General features: G+C 67.0%; 17 protein-coding genes and 10 pseudogenes. 21 read left to right on the top strand and 6 right to left on the bottom strand.

The annotated features are described in order from the left end of the window. Positions 1–685: 685 nt before the first annotated feature. A complete protein-coding gene (locus OG331_RS02660) occupies positions 686–1984 on the bottom strand; it encodes an IS701 family transposase (RefSeq protein WP_406191218.1) in 1299 nt (432 codons plus the stop codon). Between the two features lie 454 nt (positions 1985–2438). Here OG331_RS02660 and OG331_RS02655 point away from each other — a divergent pair, with 454 nt between their 5' ends. From OG331_RS02655 to OG331_RS02575, 17 genes and pseudogenes are all read left to right on the top strand, one after another. Further along, positions 2439–3185, top strand: coding sequence for a DUF642 domain-containing protein (locus tag OG331_RS02655; protein WP_406191216.1), 747 nt, complete (start codon positions 2439–2441; stop codon positions 3183–3185). Between the two features lie 395 nt (positions 3186–3580). Beyond that, positions 3581–3736: pseudogene (locus OG331_RS02650) on the top strand (IS6 family transposase); the annotation flags it as partial. 196 nt (positions 3737–3932) lie between these two features. Further along, positions 3933–5210: an ABC transporter substrate-binding protein gene (locus OG331_RS02645; RefSeq protein ID WP_406191214.1), complete on the top strand. Its 1278-nt coding sequence runs from the start codon at positions 3933–3935 to the stop codon at positions 5208–5210. Positions 5211–5570: 360 nt separating this feature from the next. Next, positions 5571–5735, top strand: coding sequence for a hypothetical protein (locus OG331_RS02640; RefSeq protein ID WP_406191212.1), 165 nt, complete (start codon positions 5571–5573; stop codon positions 5733–5735). Positions 5736–5793: 58 nt separating this feature from the next. Further along, on the top strand, positions 5794–6360 hold the full coding sequence (locus OG331_RS02635; protein WP_406191210.1) for a Uma2 family endonuclease: 567 nt from the start codon (positions 5794–5796) through the stop codon (positions 6358–6360). A 142-nt stretch (positions 6361–6502) separates the two neighbouring features. Continuing rightward, a pseudogene (locus OG331_RS02630) lies at positions 6503–6717 on the top strand (IS5/IS1182 family transposase); the annotation flags it as partial. A gap of 236 nt (positions 6718–6953) precedes the next feature. Continuing rightward, a pseudogene (locus tag OG331_RS02625) lies at positions 6954–7347 on the top strand (transposase); the annotation flags it as partial. Positions 7348–7464: 117 nt separating this feature from the next. Beyond that, entirely contained in the window at positions 7465–8583 is a 1119-nt protein-coding gene (locus tag OG331_RS02620) for a tyrosine-type recombinase/integrase (RefSeq protein WP_406190526.1), read from the top strand. After that, on the top strand, positions 8580–10832 hold the full coding sequence (locus OG331_RS02615; protein WP_406190529.1) for a tyrosine-type recombinase/integrase: 2253 nt from the start codon (positions 8580–8582) through the stop codon (positions 10830–10832). The genes OG331_RS02620 and OG331_RS02615 overlap by 4 nt, the downstream gene beginning before the upstream one ends. Further along, the gene (locus OG331_RS02610; protein WP_406191208.1) at positions 10822–11262 is read left to right on the top strand and encodes a DUF6262 family protein; all 441 of its coding nucleotides are present in this window, start codon (positions 10822–10824) and stop codon (positions 11260–11262) included. Before OG331_RS02615 ends, OG331_RS02610 begins: the two co-directional genes overlap by 11 nt. A 76-nt stretch (positions 11263–11338) precedes the next feature. Continuing rightward, positions 11339–11683, top strand: a pseudogene (locus tag OG331_RS02605) (transposase); the annotation flags it as partial. Positions 11684–11832: 149 nt separating this feature from the next. Beyond that, on the top strand, positions 11833–13041 hold the full coding sequence (locus OG331_RS02600) for a site-specific integrase (RefSeq protein WP_406191206.1): 1209 nt from the start codon (positions 11833–11835) through the stop codon (positions 13039–13041). Further along, positions 13038–13967, top strand: coding sequence for a tyrosine-type recombinase/integrase (locus OG331_RS02595; RefSeq protein WP_406190751.1), 930 nt, complete (start codon positions 13038–13040; stop codon positions 13965–13967). The genes OG331_RS02600 and OG331_RS02595 overlap by 4 nt, the downstream gene beginning before the upstream one ends. Next, on the top strand, positions 13964–14953 hold the full coding sequence (locus OG331_RS02590) for a tyrosine-type recombinase/integrase (protein ID WP_406191204.1): 990 nt from the start codon (positions 13964–13966) through the stop codon (positions 14951–14953). The genes OG331_RS02595 and OG331_RS02590 overlap by 4 nt, the downstream gene beginning before the upstream one ends. 90 nt (positions 14954–15043) lie before the next feature. Further along, positions 15044–15182 (top strand): annotated as a pseudogene (locus OG331_RS02585) (IS5/IS1182 family transposase); the annotation flags it as partial. 396 nt (positions 15183–15578) lie between these two features. Beyond that, positions 15579–15740, top strand: coding sequence for a hypothetical protein (locus OG331_RS02580; protein ID WP_406191202.1), 162 nt, complete (start codon positions 15579–15581; stop codon positions 15738–15740). Positions 15741–16190: 450 nt separating this feature from the next. Next, positions 16191–17384 carry a glycosyltransferase gene (locus OG331_RS02575; RefSeq protein ID WP_406209641.1) on the top strand — a complete coding sequence of 398 codons (1194 nt, stop codon included), beginning with the start codon at positions 16191–16193 and terminating at the stop codon, positions 17382–17384. 641 nt (positions 17385–18025) lie between these two features. Here OG331_RS02575 and OG331_RS02570 read toward each other — a convergent pair. The 3 genes and pseudogenes from OG331_RS02570 to tnpA form a co-directional block, all read right to left on the bottom strand. Then, positions 18026–18428 (bottom strand): annotated as a pseudogene (locus OG331_RS02570) (IS5/IS1182 family transposase); the annotation flags it as partial. 196 nt (positions 18429–18624) lie between these two features. Further along, on the bottom strand, positions 18625–18894 hold the full coding sequence (locus OG331_RS02565) for a hypothetical protein (protein ID WP_406191200.1): 270 nt from the start codon (positions 18892–18894) through the stop codon (positions 18625–18627). A 287-nt stretch (positions 18895–19181) separates the two neighbouring features. After that, a complete protein-coding gene (tnpA, locus tag OG331_RS02560) occupies positions 19182–19649 on the bottom strand; it encodes an IS200/IS605 family transposase (protein WP_406209638.1) in 468 nt (155 codons plus the stop codon). 34 nt (positions 19650–19683) lie between these two features. Here tnpA and OG331_RS02555 point away from each other — a divergent pair. Then, positions 19684–19812: pseudogene (locus OG331_RS02555) on the top strand (helix-turn-helix domain-containing protein); the annotation flags it as partial. A 9-nt stretch (positions 19813–19821) separates the two neighbouring features. Here the strand turns inward: OG331_RS02555 and OG331_RS02550 are convergent. Next, the gene (locus OG331_RS02550) at positions 19822–21066 is read right to left on the bottom strand and encodes an ISAs1 family transposase (protein WP_406191198.1); all 1245 of its coding nucleotides are present in this window, start codon (positions 21064–21066) and stop codon (positions 19822–19824) included. Between the two features lie 95 nt (positions 21067–21161). On the opposite strand from OG331_RS02550, the pseudogene OG331_RS02545 reads away from it, so the two are divergent. Beyond that, a pseudogene (locus tag OG331_RS02545) lies at positions 21162–22259 on the top strand (RNA-guided endonuclease InsQ/TnpB family protein); the annotation flags it as partial. Between the two features lie 126 nt (positions 22260–22385). On the opposite strand, the gene OG331_RS02540 reads toward OG331_RS02545, so the two are convergent. After that, complete coding sequence (locus tag OG331_RS02540; RefSeq protein WP_406191196.1) at positions 22386–22826, bottom strand: hypothetical protein; 441 nt, start codon at positions 22824–22826, stop codon at positions 22386–22388. Between the two features lie 518 nt (positions 22827–23344). On the opposite strand from OG331_RS02540, the pseudogene OG331_RS02535 reads away from it, so the two are divergent. Together OG331_RS02535 and OG331_RS02530 are read left to right on the top strand one after the other, a co-directional pair. After that, positions 23345–23763: pseudogene (locus OG331_RS02535) on the top strand (transposase); the annotation flags it as partial. Continuing rightward, positions 23712–24015, top strand: a pseudogene (locus OG331_RS02530) (integrase core domain-containing protein); the annotation flags it as partial. The pseudogenes OG331_RS02535 and OG331_RS02530, both read left to right, overlap by 52 nt. Between the last annotated feature and the right edge of the window lie 59 nt (positions 24016–24074).

Genomic DNA, 24074 nt, shown 5'->3' with positions numbered 1-24074 from the left:
TCAGTTTCGCGCGGTGGCCGCTCGATGCCCCGTCGAGCCCCCGGCCTGGTCACGTCGGCAAACGACCGACGCTGCCGCGGCGACAACCGTAAAGGCAGCCAGCACGACCATCGCCGTTCTCGCTGCTATCACCGGCCGGGCCTCGGCCTGACGAGCGCTCAGCCCACACGGCACCCTCCCCGGTGAGGGCGAACGTTTCCCCTCCACTTCCAACGCTGGTGCCTGCGCGTCCCCTCCCACCAGTGGCACACCATGCGCACGTGTCCTGTTCCAAGGTGGCCGATCGAGAATTGGGGTCCGGATTCGCGTAGTTTCCGCAGGCTTCCACAACTCGCTCAACGACCCAAGCCCGGCTGGGCAGTCGGCACATCACTCATTCGCCGCACTGCTCCGTGCACCGCGGAGCACACCACGAGGGCCTGGCGCGATGGCGGGGAGCCAGGCCCTCGGTGCGCCGGGGATGGCTCATGCACCATGGCACTGGACGAGCTGGCTGGCCTACGGCGCGCGGAGGCCGTTCCTCCTCGTCCCCCGGTTGGAGGACAGCACCGTCCAGCCGTGACCGACGTACTCGGCTCGAACGCGGCAGCCTCGTAGCTGAAGTCGCAGGAGCCCGGCCGCCTCGTCCACACCAAGGGCCGGGCCGCACGCGCCGCGAATCAGCCACGGCAGCTGTAGTTCTTGATCACGGCTGGTCGTGGCAGCGGTGTCGTTGCTGGTGGCAGGCGGTTGCGACGGCTTGGTGACGGCGCCTCCAGGCGATCCAGCGCAGGACATGATCACGGTCGCGGGCGGCTGGGGGCAGCACGATGGCCCGCAGGAGACGGATGAGCTCGGGACAGGTCGGCGGGACGAGTCCGGGTTGCCGCTCGGAGCCCTCATGGATGGCTGCGGCCGTGAGAGCGAGGACGACGGCGGCGAACAGGGAGAACAGTGACCAGCGCATCCAGGAGTTCCAGCAGGTCACCTGACCCTGGTCGAGCCCGGTGAAGCCCTTTGTGAGCTGGAACGTTTCCTCGATCCGCCACCTGCGCGAGATCACTTCCATCAGTGTGGCGAGGGCGACGTCGCCGGGTGCCCAGCAGCGGAAGTAGGACACCTCGCCGGTGTAGCGGTGCCGCCGCGCGACCAGCACGCTCGTCCCCGCCCCGGCCGCGTTCTCGTTCTCGTTCTCGTTCTCGTTCTCGTTCTCGTCGGGAGTGTCGTCGGGGCGGACGTCGAGCCAGGCCCAGTCGTACTCGCGGGTGCCCTTGGTGCCGTGTCCGGTCTGCCGGCGCATCCACTGCTCGGGACGCACCTTGTTGATCAGTTTGCGGGCCTCCCACCGGCGGCCGCCCCCGTCGGTGACCTGGTACGTAGCGGCGATGCCGACCGTGTAGCCCAGACCCAGTGAGCGTATGCCCCGGCGCAGTTCACGCCCGCAGTACACCTCGTCGCCCGCGAACCAGCGTGCCTCGATCCCCGTGGCGAGTGCGCCGGTGACCATGGACAGCGCCTGCTGCGGCTTCGTCGCGAACCCGACCTCCTCCGGCACCCCGGCGACCTCGCGGCGTTCCTCGTCCGCGGCCCAGTCCGCCGGGAGATACAGGGCCCGGTCGATGATCACCTTCGTGGTCGCGGAGACCGCCGCCAGATGCACCGCCACCTGACACAGACCGACACCGCCGATCGCACCCGAGTACTGCCGTCCGGCTCCCACACACTCCGTCGAGGACTTCGCATCGCCCGTCTCGTCCACCACCAACACCACGTCCTGCCCGGCGAGTTCACCGGCCACCAGGCGGACGATCTCCTTCCCCGCCCGATCGTGATCGAACCGGGCACGGGACAACAGGTGCTGCAGCCGGTGAGGGCCCGGATGTCCCAACGCCTGCCCGAGCGTCCAGCAGTTCCGCGTGTCCACCTCCAGCAACAGTCCGGCGACCAACTCGGCGGCTGTCGCCCGCGTTTCACGCCGTGTGAAACAGCCCGCGACGGTTGCCATGACCCTCCCGAATGTCTCGCCCCACGTCTGCTCCGCTATCGTGGCCTCCGCGGCCACCGTGTCTTGATACGTCGTCACAAACGTTCATGATCGCGGTGGCCGTCCTCATGCCCGCACGCACCCCCGACAAGACACTGACCAGCCCAGACGCTGGAACTACAGCTGCCGTGTCAGCTCCTCGACCTCGCGGAAGCTGAGAGGGGTACAGCCGCCACACGCAGTGCGAGATGATCTCCACCGGATACAGGTGGTTCCTGTACGACGCACCCCGGACTGCGCCACCGGCGCTCCCCTCCCACACGATCAACCTGAAGACATCCCACTCGGGCACCGACAACGTGACAGTCCCTATGGCGCACATTGAGCCGCCCCAAAGCCGGCCCTGGCGGTTATGGGTGGGGGAACCGGGCCCACGCGAGGATGGAGGCAGACCAACTGGCTTGTTCGCCAGGCGATGGAAGTGCAGCCGCGCCCGATCGGCGTGGTCGCCTGTCTGAAAGGGTATAGCGTGACATCACCTATTCGTGTCGGCATCATTTCCGCGGCCGTTCTTCTGTGCGCAGCTTCCACTACAGCAGCTGCATCCGGCGTTGGTGCGCATAATTCGATCTGGAACTGGCGGACTCAGGCCAAGGCATTTTCAAACGGCAGCTTCGAGAGTCCGCAACTGCTCGCCTCCGAGACCTTTGTGGACGCGGACCTGGAGTTCAACAATTGCGCGAGCCCCAGCAACCCGTGTCGAAATTCGATCGGGCCATGGGAAGTGACGCAAAGGACGGTTGACCTGGTCCACGACGGATGGCCGGCTCCCGACGGATCCCATCAAATTGTGGATCTGAACGGAACCAACCCAGACGACCTTAACAAGACTCAGCCAGGGGCAATATCGCAGCGGTTCGCCACAAAGACGGGAGCCGCGTATTCGGTGACATTCAAACTTGCTGCGAACTTCCAGCGCGGACCGACTGTCAAGACCGGAGAAGTGCTCATCAATAATCAGAAGGTGCAGACCTTCGCCGTTGACGCGACTGGGAAGAGCGCCACCAACATGGGGTGGGAGGAACAGCGCGTCACCTTTGTAGCCGTTGGCAAGGCCACGACTCTGACATTGGCCAGCACGACCGGAGATGCGGTGCATCCCACACCCAGTGGTCCCCTCGTCGACGATGTGAAGGTCCAGCGCCTCCATCTCAAGAAGTGACGTTTTGCCACGACGTGAGAACTCCACCAGAGCAGGGTCGTTGAGCTGGAGCCCTGCGCCAGGGCTGGACGACGTCAATGACGGCCTGGTGGTGCGGGGCCACCAGGAGCCTCTTTCACTTGTACGGCTGGCGGGTGGGGCGCCGGCGGCGTGCTGACGGTGGCGTGTCGAACGGGGCATCCCGCTGGTTCGGAGGGCAAACAAGCCTCACCTGCGGAGATGTCCCGTGTTCTCCTATCCTGCAGGATGCGATGTCGACGACGATGTCCTGGAACTGGTCACGATGGTGCTTGCCTCGAGTGTCAACCCCCAGAAACCAGGGCTGGGACTGCCACGTTGTCGGTGCCGCAGTGGGATGATCTTCAGGTTGATCGTGTGGGACGGGAGCCGGTGGCTCGGCCGGCGGGGCGCAGCGGTTCCTGTCCACGTTCACCGGGATCTCACCCCACTTCCGGCCCGGACGCCCCCTTATGACCGCCGGCCGTCACCGCCTCGAGATGATCATCCGCCTCGCCATCTGGAGCCGGATCACCGGCAACACCGACCCGCCCGGTCACGGCCTGAATTACAGACCACCCCGGCCCTGGCACGTCCTGATGCATCCTCAGGCGACCATGCCTCCGCTAACGTGGCAGCTCCCGCCCCGGTTCACAACGTGACAGCTTCCCTGGACTACTGCTCATTGGAACGACACGCCAGACCGCCGAAGCCGATCATGGCCCTGATGAAGATCGGAGCCCGCTCGTCATGAACAAGGCCTTTCGCTTCATCGCAGCACTGGCCGCCCTGGTCTTCGCAGCAGCGGGCTGCAGCACCGACACAGACAGCACCACCGTGCCGGGGGTGACGGACACTACGGTCACCATCGGCAGCCACCAGCCTCTGACCGGGCCGGCTGCCGCATACAGCGGGAGTGCACCCGCAGCAGAGGCGTACTTCGACTACGTCAACGACCATGGCGGCGTTCATGGCCGTAAGATCATCTATTCCTACAGGGACGACGCCTTCATCCCCTCCAATACCGTCAAGATCGTCCGCCGGCTGGTTGAGCAGGACAAGGTGTTTGCCATCTTCAACGGCTTCGGCACTCACACCCATCAGGCCGTCGTTGGCTACCTCAACGCTCAGAAAGTTCCGGACCTGTTCCCCTCGTCCGGATGCCCCTGCTGGAACAACCCGACCAAACTGCCTTACACCTTTGGCTGGCAGACCGACTACATCCGTGAGGGCAAGATCCTTGGCGCCTATGTCGCCAAGTCCTTCCCCGACAAGAAAGTCGCGTACTTCTACCAAGACGACATCGGCGAGGACGCTGTCATCGGCCTGGACAAGCAGATCCCGGCCTCCCAAGTGGTGGCCCGGCAGTCGTACCAACCAGGCTACAACGACGTCGTCCCGCAGATGGAGGCCATCGCCAGAGCCAAGGCCGACGTCATCGTCTCCTTCGCGCCGGCCGCGTACACGGCACTTCTTCGGCTGGCCCAGCAGAAGACCGGCAACGCCGCGAAACTGGTCGTCTACGTTGGTGGATCCGATCCGCCGACACTGTCCGGCTTGCTGCCGCCCCCCGGCACAAGCGGTCAGGGAAACCCGCTGATCCAAGGCATCATCGCCAGTACCTACTTGACGCCGCTCACCGCGACCTCGAACGGCTGGGTCGCTCTGGCGAAGAAGATTCATGACCGATACCTGCGGTCCCGGCCGCTGAATTTTTCTGTCATGTACGGAGTGGCCACGGCCTACACATTCGTCCAGGCGCTTCAGCGCGCCGGGAAGCACCCGACCCGCGAATCCCTGGTCGAAGCCTTGGAGCGGGGGAAATTCTCACCTGGCCCCGGACTGACGCCGCTCGAGTACAGTCCCACCTCACACGCGGGCTACACCGGTGCCCAGATCGGAATCATCAAGGGCAATGGCCTCGTCCTGGAGGGTCCGCCGATGACCACCGACGCCGGTGACGGGCCCATCGTTCCCTACACCTCCCCGCCTGCCCAGGCACCTGCCAATGGCCTCCCGCCCCCCTGACCCAGCGGATATGGACGCCCGCCGGAACACCCTCAGCTTGGCGTTTAGCGTGGGCGGGCTTGGTGTTCCTTGATCGACTCGGCGCGTTTGGCCGTCTTACCGACGTCGTGGTGCCTGGCCCGGTGTGTGTTTCATCGAGCCGACAAGCCGTCCAAGCCCTGGCCGGGACGGTCTCGGTGCGGCCGCCGGACGGGCCGGAGGCTGTCGCACGGCTCCTGCCGGGTGAAGGGCAAGAGCGATTCGTTGTTCGGTTCCGAGGATCAGGGAGGCATCGCAAGCTTGGCTGGTGGGGCCGAACCGCGAACCGCCGAGTGGACCACTCCCACCGTTGCGCCGTTCGTACGACGCCACCGTGCCGCCTTGAACTCGCTGTTCGTGCAGGTGTTGTCGCTGTGCGGCCGACGTGGCCTGGTCGATCCTTCGGCGGTGGCCGTGGACGGCTCACCGATGGAGGCGAACGCCTCACGCGACGCCAACCAGCGGCTCGGGCGCCTGGAGGAGACCATGAAGATCGAGGTCAGCTGAAAGCCAGTGTGAGGCAGTAGGCTGCACTTCAGCTTGAGCAGACTCGGGGAGGTATGCCATGACCGCCGAGATGGTCACGCCCGCGTGGATGCATGCGCAGGTTTCTGCGGAAGAGTACAACTCCTGGTCCGAGGAGCAGTGCGCGGGTATCGAGATCGTGGACGGGATGGTCGTTGTGAGCCCCAGCGCGTCCAAGCGGCACAATCGCCTGGCCCGGATCCTGGCGAATGCTCTCGACACCGCCGCCGGCCCGGAGTGGAATGCAGATACAGACTTCGATGTCCGTCTGCAGGATGTACCGCTCACCAACCGCCGTCCAGACGTGATCGTCTACCGTGCCGACACGATCGACATCATGCCCACCCGTCCCGAGCATGTGTTGCTGGTCGTCGAGGTCGTCTCACCGGGCTCGGAGACCACCGACCGAATCGTAAAGGTGGACCAGTACGCCAAAGCCGGGATCTCCTTCTACTGGCGGGTTGAACAAGCCGCTACCGGAGTCCCCCTCGTGTACACCTATATCCTCGATCCTGCGAACAGGGTCTACCGCGGCGGAGACATCTTCCCTGGCGTGGTGAAGTCTGCCGTGCCATTCCCTGTTGAGATCGACCTCAGCGCGAACTGACCGGCGCCGTTACGCTGCGCGGGGATGGGCATCAGCAAGAAGGACGCCAAGGCATGCGTCCAGGGTGCTGTCAGTTGTCGGAGGCGTGGTCGTCTGAGGATGCATCAGGACGTGCCAGGGCCGGGGCGGTCCGTTGGGGAATCGGAAAGGGCTCCGCGAGCGAGACGTCACACCCCGCATCGCCCGCCGCGGCACCGACACCTCACAAAGACTGGGCCGACACCGCTGGGTGGTCGAGCGTCCTGGCTCGCCGGCTGCCGCCGCCTGCACCGCCGCTACGAATGCAAGCCCGAGCACTTCCTCGCGTTCACCGCCATCGCCACCAGCCTCATCAACTACCGACGACTCACCAAGTGAAGCGGTGTCTTATTGGTCCGGCTGGCGGTCTGGTGTTGCTGGGGCTAGCGGGCCGAGAATTAATGCTGAGGCAGGAGGTAGTGTGGCGTCTGGGGCAGAGGTCGGCTTGCGCCTGTCTCATTCCAGGACGTCCGGTTCCGTCCCGTGCCTCGACCGGCCGAACGCGCGCCTGGGCGCACGCCCCCGCACGGCGGTATCCCCAGGTCATGACCGACTGACGTGCGTATCCGAGTGATCTGTCGGATGCCCGCTGGGAGTTGGTCGAGCCTGTGCTGTCCGCGTGGCGCTATGAGCGCCACGGCCGGGCCCTGGGGTTTGGCCGACCGCCCGAGCATGACCTGCGCGAGATCATGAATGCGATTTTGTATGTGGACCGCACCGGGGTGCAGTGGCGCTACCTGCCGCATGACTTCCCGAACTGGAACACGGTCTACGGCTACTTCGCCAAGTGGCAGTCCGACGGCATCTTTACCCAGCTCAACGGCCTGCTGCGGGAGTTGGTGCGACAACAGGAGGGGCGGAACGCGAAGCCGTCGGCCTGCGTGATCGACGCGCAGAGCGTGAAGACCTCCACCAGCGTTCCCGCCACGAGGCAGGGGCACGGACAACGCCAAGAAGATCGTGGGCCGTTATCTTGAGCCAGTACGAGCGTGTCCTTCATGTGTGTGAAGCACTCTGAAGTTCCCCCAACTTCCGTCGTGGATGCGGTTATCTGCCGCCGTCCAACACGGAAGGGCCGGATGCGTAGTGCGTGTACAGAGGGTGCTGGCACCCGGGTCGGCGGCGGAGTCGTGGACGCTGCTGGGGGATGATCTGCGGCCGGTCGATCCGGTCGAGTCGTTCCTGGCCTACCTGACGGCGATCGAGCGGTCACCGAACACCATCAAGGCGTACGCCCACGACCTCAAGGACTGGTGGACCTACCTCAACGGCCGCAGCCTCGACTGGAAGACGATCGATCTGGAGGCGGCGGCCGCGTTCGTGGCCTGGCTGCGGCTGCCGCCCATGGCCCGGAACGGGGTGGTGGCCGTGCTGCCGACGGCCGAGCACCACTGCACGGCCTCCAGCGTGAACCGCAAGCTTGCCGCGGTCAGTACGTTCTACGAGTTCCACGCCCGCAGCGGTGTTGAGGTCGCCGGCCTGCTGGTGACGATGCGTCCGGCCGGGCGGCACTGCGCGTCGGCCACCTCCTACAAGCCGTTCCTGCAGCACATCGCCTCTGGCAGGCCCGAGCGGACCAGGACCATCAAGCTCAAGTCCGGGCGGAAACGTCCCCGTGTCCTGACCGCCGTCCAGGCCCAGAAGATTCTGGATGCCTGCAAGCATCTGCGGGACCGGCTGCTGTTCGCCCTGCTGCTGGACACGGGGGTCCGTATCGGTGAGGCCCTGGGGATGCGGCATGACGACATCGAGATCGCCGAGAAGCAGGTGACGGTGGTGCCACGGCAGAACGACAACCGTGCCCGCGCTAAGGCCGGCCGCACGCGGGCCGTCCCGGCGAGTGCGGAGTTGATGCGGTTGTACTCCGACTACCTGCACCGCGAATACGGCGCCCTGGACTCCGACTACGTCTTCGTGAACCTCTTCGCCGAACCGCACGGCCGTCCCTGGGCCTATCCGGCCGTCTATGACCTGGTCAGACGGCTGCGGAAGACCACCGGGATCGCGTTCGAGCCCCACCAGTACCGGCACACCTACGCGACCTGGCTGCTGCGTCGCGGGGCGGGCATGGAGAACGTCAAGGAACTCCTGGGACATGCCTCGATCAGCACCACGATCGACACCTACGGTCACCTGACCGTCGAGGACGCCCGCCGCACCCTGGAGGACGCGGGTTGGTTCACCGGACGGGAGGTCCGGCTGTGACACCTCATGCCCTGCCTGCCGGACACGGCCGAGCCGGACTGCTGGAGAAGCTCCTGGCCACGGTCCGGGCCGAGTTCCGCACCGAGATCTACCGCCCGGCCCCCGACGACCCGGTGTTCGTCGCCCCGGCCTGCGCCGTTGCCGACTGCGACCGCATCGTCAGCATGCGGGGGCTCTGCAACGGACACGTGATCCGCTGGCGCCACCGCGGACGCCCGGCGATGGAGGAGTTCCTCGCGGATCCCGGCCTGCCCGTTCGCGGGCGCCAGGCCCTGACGGTCTGCACGATCACCGGTTGCCGCTACGGGAACTCCGGGAAGGGCTTGTGCGCCAAGCACTACGACCGGTGGGTCCGGGCCGGACGGCCCGGCCTGGACCTTTGGGATGCGCCGAATCTGGTGCAGCCCGGTGACGACCAGGCCGAGTGCCGACTGTCGTTCTGCACCCTGCGGGCGGAGGGCCCGCAGATGTTGTTCTGCCGCAGCCACCATGAGCGGTGGGCGAACGCCGGCCGCCCGGATGCCGAACGGTTCGCCCTGGACGCCGAGTTGACCGGCACCGCCCACATAGATCTGCGTGACCTGCCCCGTCAGCTGACGCTGGAATTCCAGTACGGGCTACAGTGCCGGTCCGATGCCCACCGCCGCACGACGCCGCCTCGCGTCGTGGCGCAAGCTGTCCGGCTCACCCGGGCCCTCGGGGTGTCCTCCCTGCTCGACCTCACCGAAGAGCAGTGGCGGCACGACGCGTCCTCGGGCCGCGTCCGTGAGCCGGGGCTCTTCCTGATCGAGGTCCGGGACGCCGTCGAGGTCCTGCGCGACGGCGCGGGCTGGGAGAGCGAATACCCGCGGGACGTGTGGCGGCTGGAGCGGCTGCCGGGCATCACCACCCCGGCCACCGCCACCGTCCCCCGACCCCGCGTTCGCCTCCATCTTGAGCGGATCACTCAACCGTGGCTGCGTGACCTGGCCAAACGATGGCTGCGGCTGAGGCTGACCAGCGGGCTGAGCATCACCGCGGCCCACACCGGCCTGGACGCGCTGGTCTGCTTCGGCGACTTCCTCGTGCACGTCGGCGTCGACCGGCTCGCCGACATCGACCGTCCGCTCCTGGAACGGCACCTCGCCCACGTCGCCTCAGTGCCTGGCGGGCACGGACTGAAGAAGGGCCGGATCAGCAACCTGAACCTGTTCTTCCAGGCCATCCGGCAACACCGCTGGGACGACTCCCTGTCGGGCACCGCCGCGTTCTACCCCGGCGACATCCCGCCGGAGCCGGCCGCCACGGTCTCCCGGCGGCTGGCCGAGCACGTCATGGCCCAGGTCGAGTCCGAGGCGAACCTGGACCGCTGGGACAACCCGTCCGGCCGCCTGATCACGCTCATCCTCATCCGCGGCGGACTGCGGATCTCCAGCGTCATCTGCCTGGATTTCGACTGCCTCCTCCACGACGGCCAAAAAGCCCCCTACCTGCGGTATTTCAACACCAAGATGAAACGTGAGGCGGCCGTCCCGATCGACGAAGAACTCGAACAGGCCATCCGCGACCACCAGCAGCGCGTCCTTGAACGCTGGCCCCAGGGCACCGGCGTCCTCTTCCCGCGACCGCACGCGAACGCGTCGGGACGGCTGCGGATCGCCGACGGCAGCTACCGGCAGATGCTCCGCCGCTGGCTGGCGACCTGCGACATCCGCGACGAACACGGCCAGCCCGTCCGTTTGACGCCCCATCAGTGGAGACACACCTTCGCCTGCCGGCTGATCAACCGCGACGTCCCGCAGGAAGTCGTACGCGTTCTCCTCGACCACGAATCGTCCCGGATGACCGCCCATTACGCGCGGATCACCGATCAGACCGTCCGGCGCCGCTGGGAAGCGGCGATGAAGGTCAACATCAAGGGCGAGCGCGTCACGCTCGACGCCGACGGGCCGCTCGGGCAGGCCCAATGGGCCAAGACCCGCTACGGCCTCGCCACCCAGACCCTGCCCAACGGCTACTGCGGGCTGCCCGTCCAGAAGACCTGCCCTCACGCGAATGCCTGCCTGACCTGCCCGGTCTTCCTGACCGGACCCGAGTTCCTGCCCGAGCTGCGGGAACAGCACACCCGCACCCTGACGTTGATCGACAATGCGAAGGGCTGCGGCCACACCCGTATTGCCGAGATGAACCAGCAGGTCGCCGACAACCTCGACCGCATGATCGGCGAGCTGGGAGACTGCCAGGACGAGGGGGCCGCAGATGCCGGCTGACAACTCCCACCTGATCGTCACTGCGGCCCGTCGACGGGCCGCAGCAACCCGCCGACGCGCGGTCTCCGCCTTGCGGCGGCTGGACACCACCGGCGGCGCGATCACATTCGAGACCGTCGCCCGCGAAGCGGGCGTCTCCCGGTCCTGGCTCTACAACCAGCCCGACCTCAGAGCCGAGATCGAACGCCTCCGGGCCCGCCACCGTGTTCCTGGGGCCCGGTCCGTTCCTGACCGGCAGCGGGCATCCGACGCCTCCCTGCTGCGACGTCTCGAAGCAGCCACCCAGCGCAACCGTCAACTGGAGGAAGAGAACCGGGAGTTGCGGCAGGCGCTCGCCCTCGCGCTCGGGGAACGACGCACCGCCGACCTGCCAGACCGCCGCGGCGACACACCGAGGAAGAAATCTTCCGCCGTCATCGGACCATGCTGACGAACACGTTGAGGACACCGTCCACCACACATCACGCCAGGTCAGCAGCACGCGAGTCGAGCGAGCTCAAGATAACGGCCGCAAGCGGAGCATCGTGACCGACACACTCGGCCTCTCCTCGCGGTGCTGGTCACCGCCGCCGGCGTGCAGGACTCCGTGGCCGGCGCCCAACTGCTCGACCAGGTGGCCGCCGACCAGCCCGGCATCCGCAAGGGCCTGGGTCGATGGCGGCTACCGCAAACACTTCGTCGAGCATGCCGCCACCCTCGGCATCGACATGGAAATCACCGTCCGCACTCCCGGGACCAGGGGATTCACCCCGATCCCGAAACGCTGGGTAGTGGAGCGGAGTATCGGCTGGATCATGATGCACCGCCGACTGGCCCGCGACTACGAGTTACTCCGAGCTCGGAGTAATTCGTACTATTCCGCGCTTCGCGTTATCCCGACCTGACACGAACCGCGCAGGCTGAGGCGGTGAACGGGTACGGGGCGGTCGGAATAATGCAGGGGTCGCGTTCTGCGGCTTGGACTGCCTGACTGGTTGGGAGCCCAGTCTGGAGGGCGGTCATGTATGAGCGTGATCCGTCGCGAGTAGTGGTGACGGGGCCGCTGGCTCCGTACGCGGTCGGCTTGTGTGCCGCGGTGCTGCACCAGGGCTACACCCCCAAGTCTTCCTGTGAGCTGATGCAACTCACGGCCCACTTGAGCCGGTGGATGGGTGCCCGGGGCGTGGAGCCGGAAGCCTTGGCAGGGCCGGTGATCGCGGAGTTCCTCGCCGTTCGTCGGCGGGACTACCGGAAGCGAACGAGCTCGCGTGCTCTCGTTCCTCTCCTCGCCCATCTGCGCTCGGTCGGGGCAGTGCCGGAGGCCCTGGTGCCCGTCGACGACAGCGAGGTGGGGGTGTTGCTGAGCGAGTACCGGCAGTACCTGCGGGACGAGCGTGGGGTGGTTGAGGTTTCGGTCCGCCGCTATCTGCCGCCGGTACGGGCGTTCTTGTCCACGGTGCCGCTGGCGCAGGGCCTGGCCGGTCTGACCGCCGAGCACGTCACCCGGTTCGTCCTGGAGGGGGCTGCGTGCCGCAGCACCGCCGATGCCAAGAAGATGGTGACCGGTCTGCGGTCACTGCTGCGGTTCTTGTTCGTCACGGGCCGCATCAGCAGGCCGCTGGCGGGGGCGGTGCCCACGGTGGCGAACCGGAGACTCGCCACGTTGCCGGGCCGCTTGACAGCCGACGAGGTGAACACGCTTTTGTCCGGATGCGACCGGAGCACCCCTGCCGGGCGGCGCGACTTCGCGGTCCTGACCGTCCTGTCGCGGCTCGGGCTGCGTGCCTGCGAGGCCGCCGCGATCGAGATCAACGATGTCGACTGGCGGTCCGGTGAACTGACCATCCGCGGCAAGGGCGGGCTCACCGACCGCCTCCCGCTGCCGGCCGACGTCGGCGAGGCCCTGGCTGACTACCTGATGCACGGCCGTCCCTCCGACTCTTCCACCAGCCGCCTGTTTCTCTCCGGGCGTGCCCCTCGCCAGTCCGTCACCGCCAGCGGCATCCGTGCCCTCGTCGCCCGTGGCTGCAAGCGGACCGGCCTGCCGCGGCTGGGCGCCCATCGGCTGCGGCACACGGTGGCCAGTGACTTGCTGGCCGCCGGAGCACCCCTGCCCGAAGTCGGCCAAGTCCTGCGGCACCGGTCCCAGTTGTCCACGGCGATCTACGTCAAGGTCGACCGAGTACGGCTGCGGGAATTGGCCCGGCCCTGGCCCGGGGAGGCGTCATGACCAGTCTGCGCGAGCACGCGGGGGACTACCTGACCATGCGGCGGAACCTGGGGTTCACGCTGGAGGGCCACGGCAGGATGCTGATGGACTTCATCAGCTACCTCGAAGGCGTCGGCGCCATCACCATCACCACCGACCTGGCGGTGGCCTGGGCTACGCGGACCGCGCCCGGCGTGAACCCGGCTTCCTGGAACAAGCGACTCACCGTGGCACGGATCTTCGCCCGGCATCTGCAGGCCCTCGACCCGGCCACCGAGATTCCGCACCCGGATCTGATGCCCCTGCGCTATCGCCGCATCGCCCCGCACCTGTTCGCCCCGGACGAGATCGTCGCACTGATGGCGGCCGCCACCGGGCTCCGCCATCCGCTGCGGGCGCTCAACTACGCCACCCTGATCGGTCTGCTGGCCGCCACTGGCATGCGCGTCGGTGAAGCCTGCGGACTCGACCGCTCCGACGTCGACTGGGACGCCGGGGTGCTCACTATCCGGGCGGGGAAACTCGGCAAGGCCCGCGAGGTCCCCGTGCACCCCAGCACGATGCAGGCGCTGCACGTCCACGACCAGCGGCGCGACCTGCTCCAGCCCGTGGTGTCGACCCCGGCGTTCTTCGTCAACACCCGCGGGGATCGCCTGGACGCCCATCACGTCCCCGAGACCTTCGCCCGGCTCCGCGACGCTGCCGGCATCCGTCCAGCGGCGGGCGGCCGGAAGCCCCGCATCCACGACCTGCGGCACACCTTCTGCATCGCCACAATGCTCAACTGGTACCGCACCGGCACGGACGTCCAGGCACAACTTCCACTGCTGTCCACCTACTTGGGCCATGTCGATCCGGTCTCGACCTACTGGTATCTCCAGGCGGCCCCCGAACTGCTCGCCCTGGCCGCAGGCCGGCTCGACGCCTTCCTCGGAGATCTCCCATGAGCTCACCGGCACCCCTCGTCCAGGGCTTCTTCACCGACCGGCTCGCCCACCAGCGCCAGGCAAGCGGCCACACCGTCGTCGCCTACCGCGACACCATCCGTCTGCTGTTTCGCTATGCGAGCCAGCAGACCGGCAAACAGCCCACCGACCTCGACCTCGCCGACCTCGACGCCGCCCTGATCGGCGCGTTCCTCACACACCTGGAGAACACGCGGGGCAACGGCACCACCACCCGCAACGCGCGACCGGCCGCGATCCACTCGCTGTTCCGATACGCGGCCTTCCGGTCCCCTGAGTACTCCGCCCTGATCCAGCAGGTGCTGGCCATCCCCTCCAAACGCACCGAGCGACGCGACGTCTGCTACCTCACCCGGGACGAGATCGAGGCCCTGCCGGCCGCACCCGACCTCAGCACCTGGTGGGGGCGCCGCGACCACACCCTTTTGCACCTGGCCGTCCAGACCGGTCTGCGCGTTTGCGAACTCACCGGCGTCCAACTCCAGGACATCTACCTGGGACGCGGCCCGCGCGTCCTTTGCCACGGCAAGGGCCGCAAGGACCGCGCCACCCCGCTCACTCGCCACACGGTCACCGTCCTGCGCGGCTGGCTCGCCGAACGCGGCGGAGACCCCACCGACCCGCTGTTCTGCACCCACCGCGGTGGCCGGCTCAGCCCGGATGCCGTCGCCCGCCTCGTCGCCAAGCACACCGCCGCCGCGTCCGTGGCCTGCGCGTCTCTCCGCACCAAGAACGTCACGCCCCACACCCTTCGGCACACCGCGGCGATGTCCCTGCTGCACGCAGGGGCCGACACCTCCGTGATCGCCCTCTGGCTCGGCCACGAGTCGCAGGAAACCTCGATGATCTACCTCCACGCCGACATGACGCTCAAGGAACGAGCCCTCGCCCGCACCACACCACCCGACAGCAAGCCGGGCCGCTACACCGCCCCCGACCCCGTCCTCGCCTTCCTCGACAGCCTCTGACCGCGCCCGTTATGCCGAGCACCAGCACCTCGCAACTCCGCTGACCTGCACGGTCGGTGTCAGCTCGGGATAACTCAAAGCGCGGAATAGTACGAAACCCTGCCCGCCCGATCCGAAAGCCATGATCCACCTGGCCATGACCGACCTCATGGCCCGCCGCCTCACCGGCGAGAGCACCGTCTCCTGGCGCGACCCGGCAAATGCGAATCAACTACCCATCACTGGATGAAACAGTGGGAGAAAGCGATCTTAAGGAAGTCAAGCTTTCGCCATACCGCACGGGTCCCCCGGCGCACCGCCCCAGGCGCGGACCCAGCAGACCTCCCTGCGGTGCAGATCGCGGTGACCGACCGCACCGGCGGCGTCGTGTTCAACGAATTTCTGCGCCGCACGCGGCCATCGAGCCGTGGGCTGTAGCCGTACACGGCATCACCCTCACCGCGTCGCGCAGGCGGCCGTCTTCGGCCCGGCTGCTGCCGCGGCTGGCTGTGTTCCTGCACGGCCGTGCCGTGGTGGCCTACGACGCCGCCCTCGGCGGGGGCGTGTTCGAGAGGGAACTGCACCGCCCCTCGCCGACAGGTGTGCCGCACGGGACTGGCTCGGCCGCATCCGCTGGCACGATGCCATGACGCCCTGTGCGGCATGGCACGGCCTGTGGTCGGCCCGGCTCGGCACCTGGTACAGCCGGCCGCTGGGTGAGCCTCATGACGCCCTTGCCGGCTGCCGCCTTCTCCTCCTGGACGAACTGCAGGCCATGGCCCAGTCCGCCTCCGCCGCCCGCTGGTGACAGAACCGACGGCTCACTCAGGCGTACAGGCGTGACTGCCTGACCGCCTCGCTCGTTCACGTCGCGAGGTCCGGCAGGGCTGCCAGTGCCGGCCCCACTCGCCCCGCCGGAACCTCCCAGCTGCTGTTCCAGGGCCCCGGGCTCCTTTCCTGGAACGCAGCCGGGCCGGCCTGCACCTTCTCCACTCCGGTGCGGGCCGGCCGCCAGCGAAACGACAGGTACAGGCCGCGCCGCGGGCCGGCGTGTCCGTGCGGCTGCCGGCTTCTCACGCGCTGCCCGGGATCCGTGCCGGGCCCGGGACTGCTGTCAGCCCGATGAGGCAGAGCAAAACACGCAGTTCATTGCGCGAAGCAGCTGTATAGCCTCATGTCCGCTAATCCGGATTTCTCCGGTGCGAATGGCTATGGGCGTAAAGCGAGTGATGGAGTGGGTATGGGGCGCGGGCTTCGAGTGCTGTCGGTCTATGAGGGGTTCTTCTGCGGAGGGGCCCGGATCCTGCACAGTGATGTGGTGCTGGGACTGCGGGAGGGCGGCCAGCAGCACCAGGTGCTGAGCGTGCACAGGGAGGTGTACCGGGAGGCCGCCCGCCAGCGGATGGAGGACGACACCTGCTACCGGACGCTGACCGCGGCGGGCGTGAGCGTCACCTCACTCGGCCGCACGTTCGACACCGGGGGCATGGGGCCAGCTGCCTTCACCGGCCGCGAGCTGGCCGACACTGCCCGCGCGATGGCCGGCGCGGACGTCGTCCTCTCCCTCAAGGAACAGCCCCTGGCCCTCCTCTCCCAGCCGGGACTGCCGCGCCGCCCGGTCGTGGTCTGTCTGCACCGCTCCGACCCGCACAACCAGCCCCGCGCCCTGGAGGATCTCAAGTCGGCGATCGCCGCCGGCACGGTCGTGGCCTGCGTGTGCTGCGCCGAGTCCACCCGGGCCGCCTACGAGAACGCCGGGATACCCCCAGCTCTCCTGCACGACATCCCCAACGGCGTCGACCTGGCCCGTTTCCGCCCCGATGCGGCCGGGCGTCTGGCCCTGCGCACCTGCCTCGGCATCACCCCGCCCGCCCCGGTGGTCGTCTTCGCGGCCCGCTACGACGGCATGAAGAACGTGCCGCTGTTCCTGCGGGCGGCCCGGGCCTGGCTCGCCGGGGTGCCGGACAGCCACGTCCTGATGTGCGGCGCGGGCATGACACCGGCGAACCCAGGCCTGGACGCGGACATCACGGCCGCGTTCGGTCATCACCGCGGCGATCTGTCCTCCCGTCTGCATCTGCTCGGGGTGCGCCGCGACATGGAGACGGTGTACGCGGCCGCCGATGTCGTCGCTCTCACCTCCTCCTGGGGCGAGGCGGCCCCCCTCTGCCTCATCGAGGGCATGATGTGCGGCGCGGTCCCGGTGGCCACCGACGTCGGCGACAGCGCGGCGATCGTCCGCGGCAGCGGCATCGTCACCCCGCCCGACCCGCAGGCCATAGCCAGGGCCTGGACCACGGCGACGGCAGCCCGCGACACCCTCACCCCGGCCCTCACCGCAAGCCGCGAACGCTTCAGCCGCACCCGCATGACCGCCTCCTACGCAGCCCTCCTCGACCAGGTCGCCGCAGCCGCCGACCGGCCGGTACGATCCCAGCCACTCGGCCGATGACAGACCCGCCCGGCACAGGACCAGGCGGCAAGTTGGGGACAGCAGGCCGGCGACGGCGGCGCTGGCCGCCCCGGCCAGGGGTCGTGCTGCGGCCTGAGGTGAGCCGTGATCCTCAACCCGCCCGGGCTCGGGGCCGGTTCGGCACAGCGGCTGCCGCACTGGCCCTATGCCCAGGCCGTCGACGAAGCCCTCATCGGGCGGGGCATCCCTCCCGGCGCCGTCCGCACCGACCGCACCTACCCCCGACACGGCGACACGATGTACCTCGTGCTCGGTGGGACGTCAGCGGCACCGGCGCGTGGGCGGCCTCCGCTTCAACTAGGAGGAAGACAGCGGCTGGTCCTACGCGCTGCTCGGGGCCAGCCCGTCCATCGCGACCCCGACCCAGCCGCTCCCCGCGCTGCACCGGGTCTTCGCAGCCCCGGACGACGTCGCCGCGGTGGCCGAACACCTCGTACGCCCACCGACGCGTACGGTGCGGAATGAGACCAGGCAACACACGTGCGCGCTTGCGGCCCTGCGCCGCGACCTTGCTGCTCACTTTGTTGGTCGATCTTGGACGGGGTGCACGGTGACCTAGGTGGACAGGCAGCCACGGGGACCGCCATGAGACCGTCAGACCACCGTCATGGGGCCGCCACCGAGTGGTACGGCTCGTCCGTCTCGCTCCGGTCGGTAGGGATCAGCGTCCCGTCGACGATGACGAAGTCGCCCTCGCTCAACCCGACGAGGGTCTCGTGCGGGCCAGGCACCCAGGAAGCCAGGGCCTCGAGGGTCTCGTCCATATACCGTCAGGCCGTGGCCTGTGACCCCGAACCCGCCCTCACCTGCGCGAACGTCTCATTCTTGGGTAGATGCGCGAGCGTGAGGAGGGCTTGCCAAAAACAACCCGGGCGGCGCCAAGGCGAGTTGATCTCTTGTCGCCGGGCGTAGAGCAGCCAGGCGACATGCTCAACAAGCTCATACGGGACATCGAGCATGCAGAATGCGGAACCAACAGGACAGGGCCCCTCCGGTCACCGGTGTGATGAGTGGTATCACCACGCCAACGATGAGGGGCCCTGCCTTGTCACCACACGCTCTGACCAGGCCCTTTCACTCCCACGAGACAGGATGAAAGAGGTTCAGTGGGTTTGTGGACGTAGAGTAGGGAACCGAGCTTAGCCGTCCATTCGTAGACGGCGTTCACCTTTCCCCTTTGAGGTGCGACCCCATAGACTCTGGCGGCCTGCCTACCTGTTCAGAAGCGTAGGAACACTACGTTACTATTCTCCCAATCGCAAGCATGGCATGCCGCCCCGATAAAGCTACTCAAATCGTCATTCAAATAGATGCTGAAGTTGCTATTCAGATTCGCAATTTGCGAAGGAATCCCCTCCGGGAAGTGCACCCAGACCTCGTCTTCCCCTCCTGCATCGGGATCGCAAAATCCAGTCCAGGACATGTTCCCAGCTTCTGTAGGGCTGGCGTTAAAAAACATGACGGTCGCCTTGACGGTGTTGTTTTCCATACGTTCATCCCTAGCAGTGCCATAGTATCGAGTGGGCGGTGAGGGACAAGTATCGCGAGTCAGCTGAAGTCTTTGACGGGTCAAAAGGCCAGAGCGCCACACCAGGAGTCCCTCCCTTTGGGGCAAGGCCGTGAAGTTATGGGTTGATGGGTCGGTGTCTACAGAACCGGATCTGCGGGATCGGGCCGGATAGAAGCGGAGCCCCGGTAGAACTGGCAGTTGACCAAGACAGCCGTTCATAGCACCGGAGGCTCCGCTGTCCGATCAGGGTGTCATCACGAGTGAAATCACGGTAGCCAAGGGCCTGTTCGCCCCCGGGCTTCTCGGGAACTCACCCGGATCGTCCCGTTCGAGATGGTCGATGCGGGCCTAAGTGGTCTGCGTCGTAAGTCCTTCGGGGGTTGACTTCGAAGCTGATTGTCGGAGGAGCCGGACCAGAGCCGTTGCGCCCGCCAGTAGTGCCGCACCAGCTCCGGGTATTCCTGGCGGAGTCGGCGTGAGCTGACGCCCTTGAGCGAGTTGACCAGCTTGGACAGGGCGACCTTCGGAGGGAAGTTCACGAGCAGGTGGACGTGGTTGTTCTCGCCGTTGAACTCCACGATCTTGCACTCGAAGTCCTTCGCCACGTCCCGCATAATCTCCTCCATCCGGCGGAGGTGGGCGTCAGTGAAGACCTTGTGACGGAACTTCGTCACGAAAACCAAGTGGGCATGGAGGGCGAAGGTGCAGTGCCTGCCTGTACGAATCTGCTGCATGTCGGCCATAAACCAACATGGTACGGTGCTGATCATGCAGCTCAGGTACTCCTTCCGGATGTACCCGAACGGTCCCCAGCGTTCCGCGCTGGCCAGGGCGTTCGGGTGCTCGCGGGTCGTCTACAACGATGCGCTCCGCGCTCGTGAGACCGCCCGCACGGCCAGGGCGGCTTCAGGTTCCCGGTAGGAGTGGGCTGTCGGTGATGCCCCAGATCCAGATGGCGTGTTCGGGTGCGTCCCGGATCGCTCGGGTGGTCTTGGCGATGTTGTCCGCTCCCAGCAGCCGCAGCCTGCCGATGGCCAGATTCCGCAAGGCCGCCATCGCTCGCGGCGCGCTGCCGGTGTGGACGGTGGAGGCGTCCTCGACGAACACCACATCTCTGACATGGTGGCTGGAATTCTCGATTCCCCCAGTGCCCGCGGACGTATCCGCCCAGGTCAGCAGGGCTGGCCTGGTGGGTATCGAGGCTGGTGACGGCGTAGACCGTCTCCCGGGTCTGCCGCTTGCCGCTGTCCCGGCGGCGCCCGTGGATACACAAGGCCAGCCGTGCTTCCGGAAAAGCGATCCCGCCCAGGTTCGCCGCGATAGCCATCGCCTCGACCGAGCGGGACTCCCGCCGCCCGTGCCCGTCCCGGAGACGGTGTGCGCTATCGGCACCTGCTCCCATGGCAGGGCTTTGACCTGGGCGGACGCGGTCGGCTGGTTTCCTTTGATCACGGCGATGCAGTGGGCTTTCTTCTCCTCCACCAGCCAGCGCACCTGGTCCTTGACACTGTGCAGGGCGTCGAAGGTGACCACGGCACCGGCCAGATCGAGGGTTCCAGCAGCGGCCGTCTCGTTGGTCTTGGCCCCCACCTCCCGCTGGGCCAGGGTGACGGTGGGGGCGTGGGTGACGGCGGACAACAGGGGCCGGTGGCGCTGCTGTCGGTGCGCGGAGCCGGACAGCGCCTTGCCGTCCACCGCGATCGCCGGCCGCGGCACCGAGCCGGTGCCGCCGACATCGGTGTGGTCGTGTTCGGCCAGGTAGGCGCCGATCACGGCGTCCAGGGCATCGCCGTCGAGGGCGGCCAGGAGCCGGGTGAGGGTGGCATGGGATGGGGCGCGTCGACGTCCGGGCAGGTGGCGGCGGATGCCGAGCTGTTCCAGCACCGTGGTGCTGGCGCGCTGTCCCCACTCGGTGATCTCGGTGATGGTCCGGGCGCCGGAGACGACTGCGCAGGCGCAGATCAGCAGCAAGCCGGCCAGGGGATACCACCGCCCGCGACGCGAACGGGGGTCGGGGAGGCGCTGGAGGTGGGTGCGCAGACGGCCGGTGTCGCACTGGTGAAAGGGGGCCCAGTTTCGCCAGGACGGCAGGGATCGTGGAGGACGGAGCGGCAGGCACGGGACCTTGATGTGATCAGCAGGCGTAGACACCCTGATGATCACCGGTCTCGTGCCTATGCTGTTGCCCCGTCAACTCCCGCTGGGGCGGACGATCCACTCGATCCCGGAACTTGCAACCGCCCTGCCGCACGGCAGGGCTGCCGTTCGTGACCTCGGCCGAGTTGTCGAAGCAGGTCACGGCCGCGAAGAAGACCGAGGAACGAGCCTGGCTCGGTGAAGTCTCGGCGGTCGTACTCCAGCAGTCCCTTCGCGACCTGGACACCGCCTATCGGAACTTCTTCGACGGGTTGAAGGGAAAGCGCCCGCGCATGGGTGCGCCCCGGTTCAAGAGCCGCAAGGACAACCGGCAGTCCGTCCGGTTCACCGCGAACGCGCGGTGGAAGATCACGCCCGGCAGGGATCTGTCGTTGCCGAAGATCGGTGACGTGCGGGTCAAGTGGTCCCGCACCCTGCCGTCTGTACCGTCCACCGGCACGGTCGTCAAGGACGCCGCCGGCCGGTACTTCGCCTCGTTCGTGGTGGAGACCAGCGAGGACGAGACGCTGCCCAAGGCGGCCGGACAGGTCGGGATCGACCTGGGGGTGACGCATTTCGCGATCCTTTCCGACGGCACGAAGATCGACAGCCCCCGCTTTCTGCGCCGGGCCGAGAAGAAGCTGAAGCGGGAACAGCGCCGCCTGTCCCGTAAGGCGAAAGGCTCCAGCAACAGGACGAAGGCCCGGCTCAAGGTCGCCCGCGCTCACGCGCAGGTCGCCGACGCGCGGCGCGAGTTCCACCACCAGCTCTCCACCAAGCTGATCCGCGAAAACCAAGCGGTCGCAGTGGAAGACCTGTCGGTCAAGGGACTCGCCCGTACGCGCCTCGCGAAGTCCGTCCACGACGCCGGATGGTCAGCGTTCGTCACGATGCTGGAGTACAAGGCCGCCCGGTACGGGCGCACCCTCGTACGCATCGGGCGCTTCGAGCCAACCTCACAGGCGTGCTCGCAGTGCGGCGTCAAGGACGGACCCAAGCCCCTCCACGTCCGCGTATGGGAATGCGGAGCGTGTGGGGCCTGGGTCGATCGGGACATCAACGCGGCGGTCAACATCGCCAAGGCCGCAGGACTTGCGGTATCAGCCTGTCGAGCGCGGGTAAGACCGGGACGTGTCCCGGCACAGCGCGAAGAAGCAGGAACCCACCGAGACGGTCAGCCGACCGTGGTAGGAATCCCCTCCCTTTAGTCTTTAGGGAGGGGAGCGGAAGTCAACCGGGCCGAGACCGTCCGAACACACCGTCGGGCCATCGCGGTGGACGGCAAGTGCCTGCGCGGCGCCTGCCGCGTAGACGGCAGCCGTCTCTCCGCAGAATCAGCAGGTCAAATGCGGCGGGCACGTAGTCGAGCTGGCGACCACTGCGGCTTCTTCGGGCTTGGTGACGTTGCCGTAGCGGACCTCGATGTGTTGCGCGGCCAGGTCAGGAGAGAAGATGGCCCCCCTCCAGCTGCTGACGGTGCTCACCTGGACATCGTCTCCCACCGAGAAGCGCCCGGCGGGGGAAGCAGTGTCGGGGTTCCACAGGAAGTAGACCCCGCCCGGCTCGACGGCCGGCTCTTCCTGCATACGCAGCATCCAGATGGTCGTGCCGCTCATGGACAGCGTCGGTGTCCACATGAGGTTGTTCAGCTGCCGCCCGGTGGCGCTCTGCCTCGGCGTCGAGATTCCAGGCGAGTCGGCGGAAGCAGCAGGCGCAGATATTCCAGTCAGAACGGCTGCGGCGGCCAGTACGGCCGTAACGTAACGCTTCATCATTTTCCTTTGCCTTTTTGTTTGGTGTGCTTTCACTTGGTGCCGACACGGGTGCCGCGTCTGGACAAAGGCGGCGCATTCCACTCGTGAAAGGCGTGATCAGTCCCGCTTCGGGAAACGAGCCATGGACGATTCGGTGGCTGGAGGCGCAGGTCATCGAAGGCTGCAGCCCACAGGACGGGGCACCATGACGGACCTACCGGCGCTGGTCGAGTGCCAGCTACCTGAATGCGCGATCGCATAAGAGTCAAGACACCGTATGAGGGTGCTCCACCTATCAACCCTTCAATCCTCGCGGTTCGTTGAACTCAGAACCCTCCGCCGCCACTGATCGCCACCAGAGTGGCACGCGCTACGTGAGACGCCAAACCATCATGATCTAATTCAGCCAGTCGAAGAATGTTCAACCGACTTGCGACCGTTGGTGAGGCAGTCAGGGGTCCATAACGAATTAGGCGTGGTTCGTCTGTTTGAACCGCTCCGGATTCGGTAGAGACTCGATCGTTTGAGAGGATCGAGTTATGGCACGTCCTTCCCAGTACCCGCTTGAGCTGCGCCGTCGTGCGGTGCGGATGGTCGCCGAGGTGCGGCCGGAGTACGACACCGAGTGGGCCGCGATGAAAGCGGTCGCCCAGAAGCTGGGCATCGGCACGACCGAGACGCTGCGCAAGTGGGTGCGGCAGGGCCAGATCGACACCGGCTCCCGGCCAGGAACGACGAGCGAGGAGTCGGCCGAGCTGAAGCGGCTGAAGAAGGAGAACGCCGAGCTGAAACGGGCCAACGACATCCTCAAAGCCGCGGCGTCTTTCTTCGCGGCCGAGCTCGACCGGCCACACACACGCTCGTAGCGTTCATCGACGAGCACAAGGACCGCTTCGGCGGCGTCGAGCCGATGCCGGATCGCAGTACACGTCGTTCGCGCTCGCCGAGCACCTCGACCGGGCAGGCATCGCCGCGTCGATCGGATCGGTCGGCGACGCCTACGACAACTCCCTGATGGAATCCACGATCGGCCTGTTCAAAACTGAGCTGATCAAGCCCCGCCGCCCCCTGGAAGACGCTGTCCGAGGTCGAGCTGGCCACCGCCGAGTGGGTCGACTGGTACTGCCACCGCCGACTCCACGGTGAGATCGGGCACATCCCACCCGTCGAATACGAGACCAACTACTACAACGAGACCGCAAAACACTAGGTCACAGTCAAGATCTAGAGTCTCGATCAAACCCGGAGCGGTTCAGCTCGACCCGACCC

The sequence above is a fragment of the Streptomyces sp. NBC_01017 genome (genome assembly GCF_045162795.1).
In the GTDB taxonomy this organism is placed as follows: Bacteria; Actinomycetota; Actinomycetes; order Streptomycetales; family Streptomycetaceae; genus Streptomyces; species Streptomyces machairae.
The sequence above is the reverse complement of the archived record's forward strand: the minus strand, read 5'-3'. Positions and strand labels throughout refer to the sequence as shown.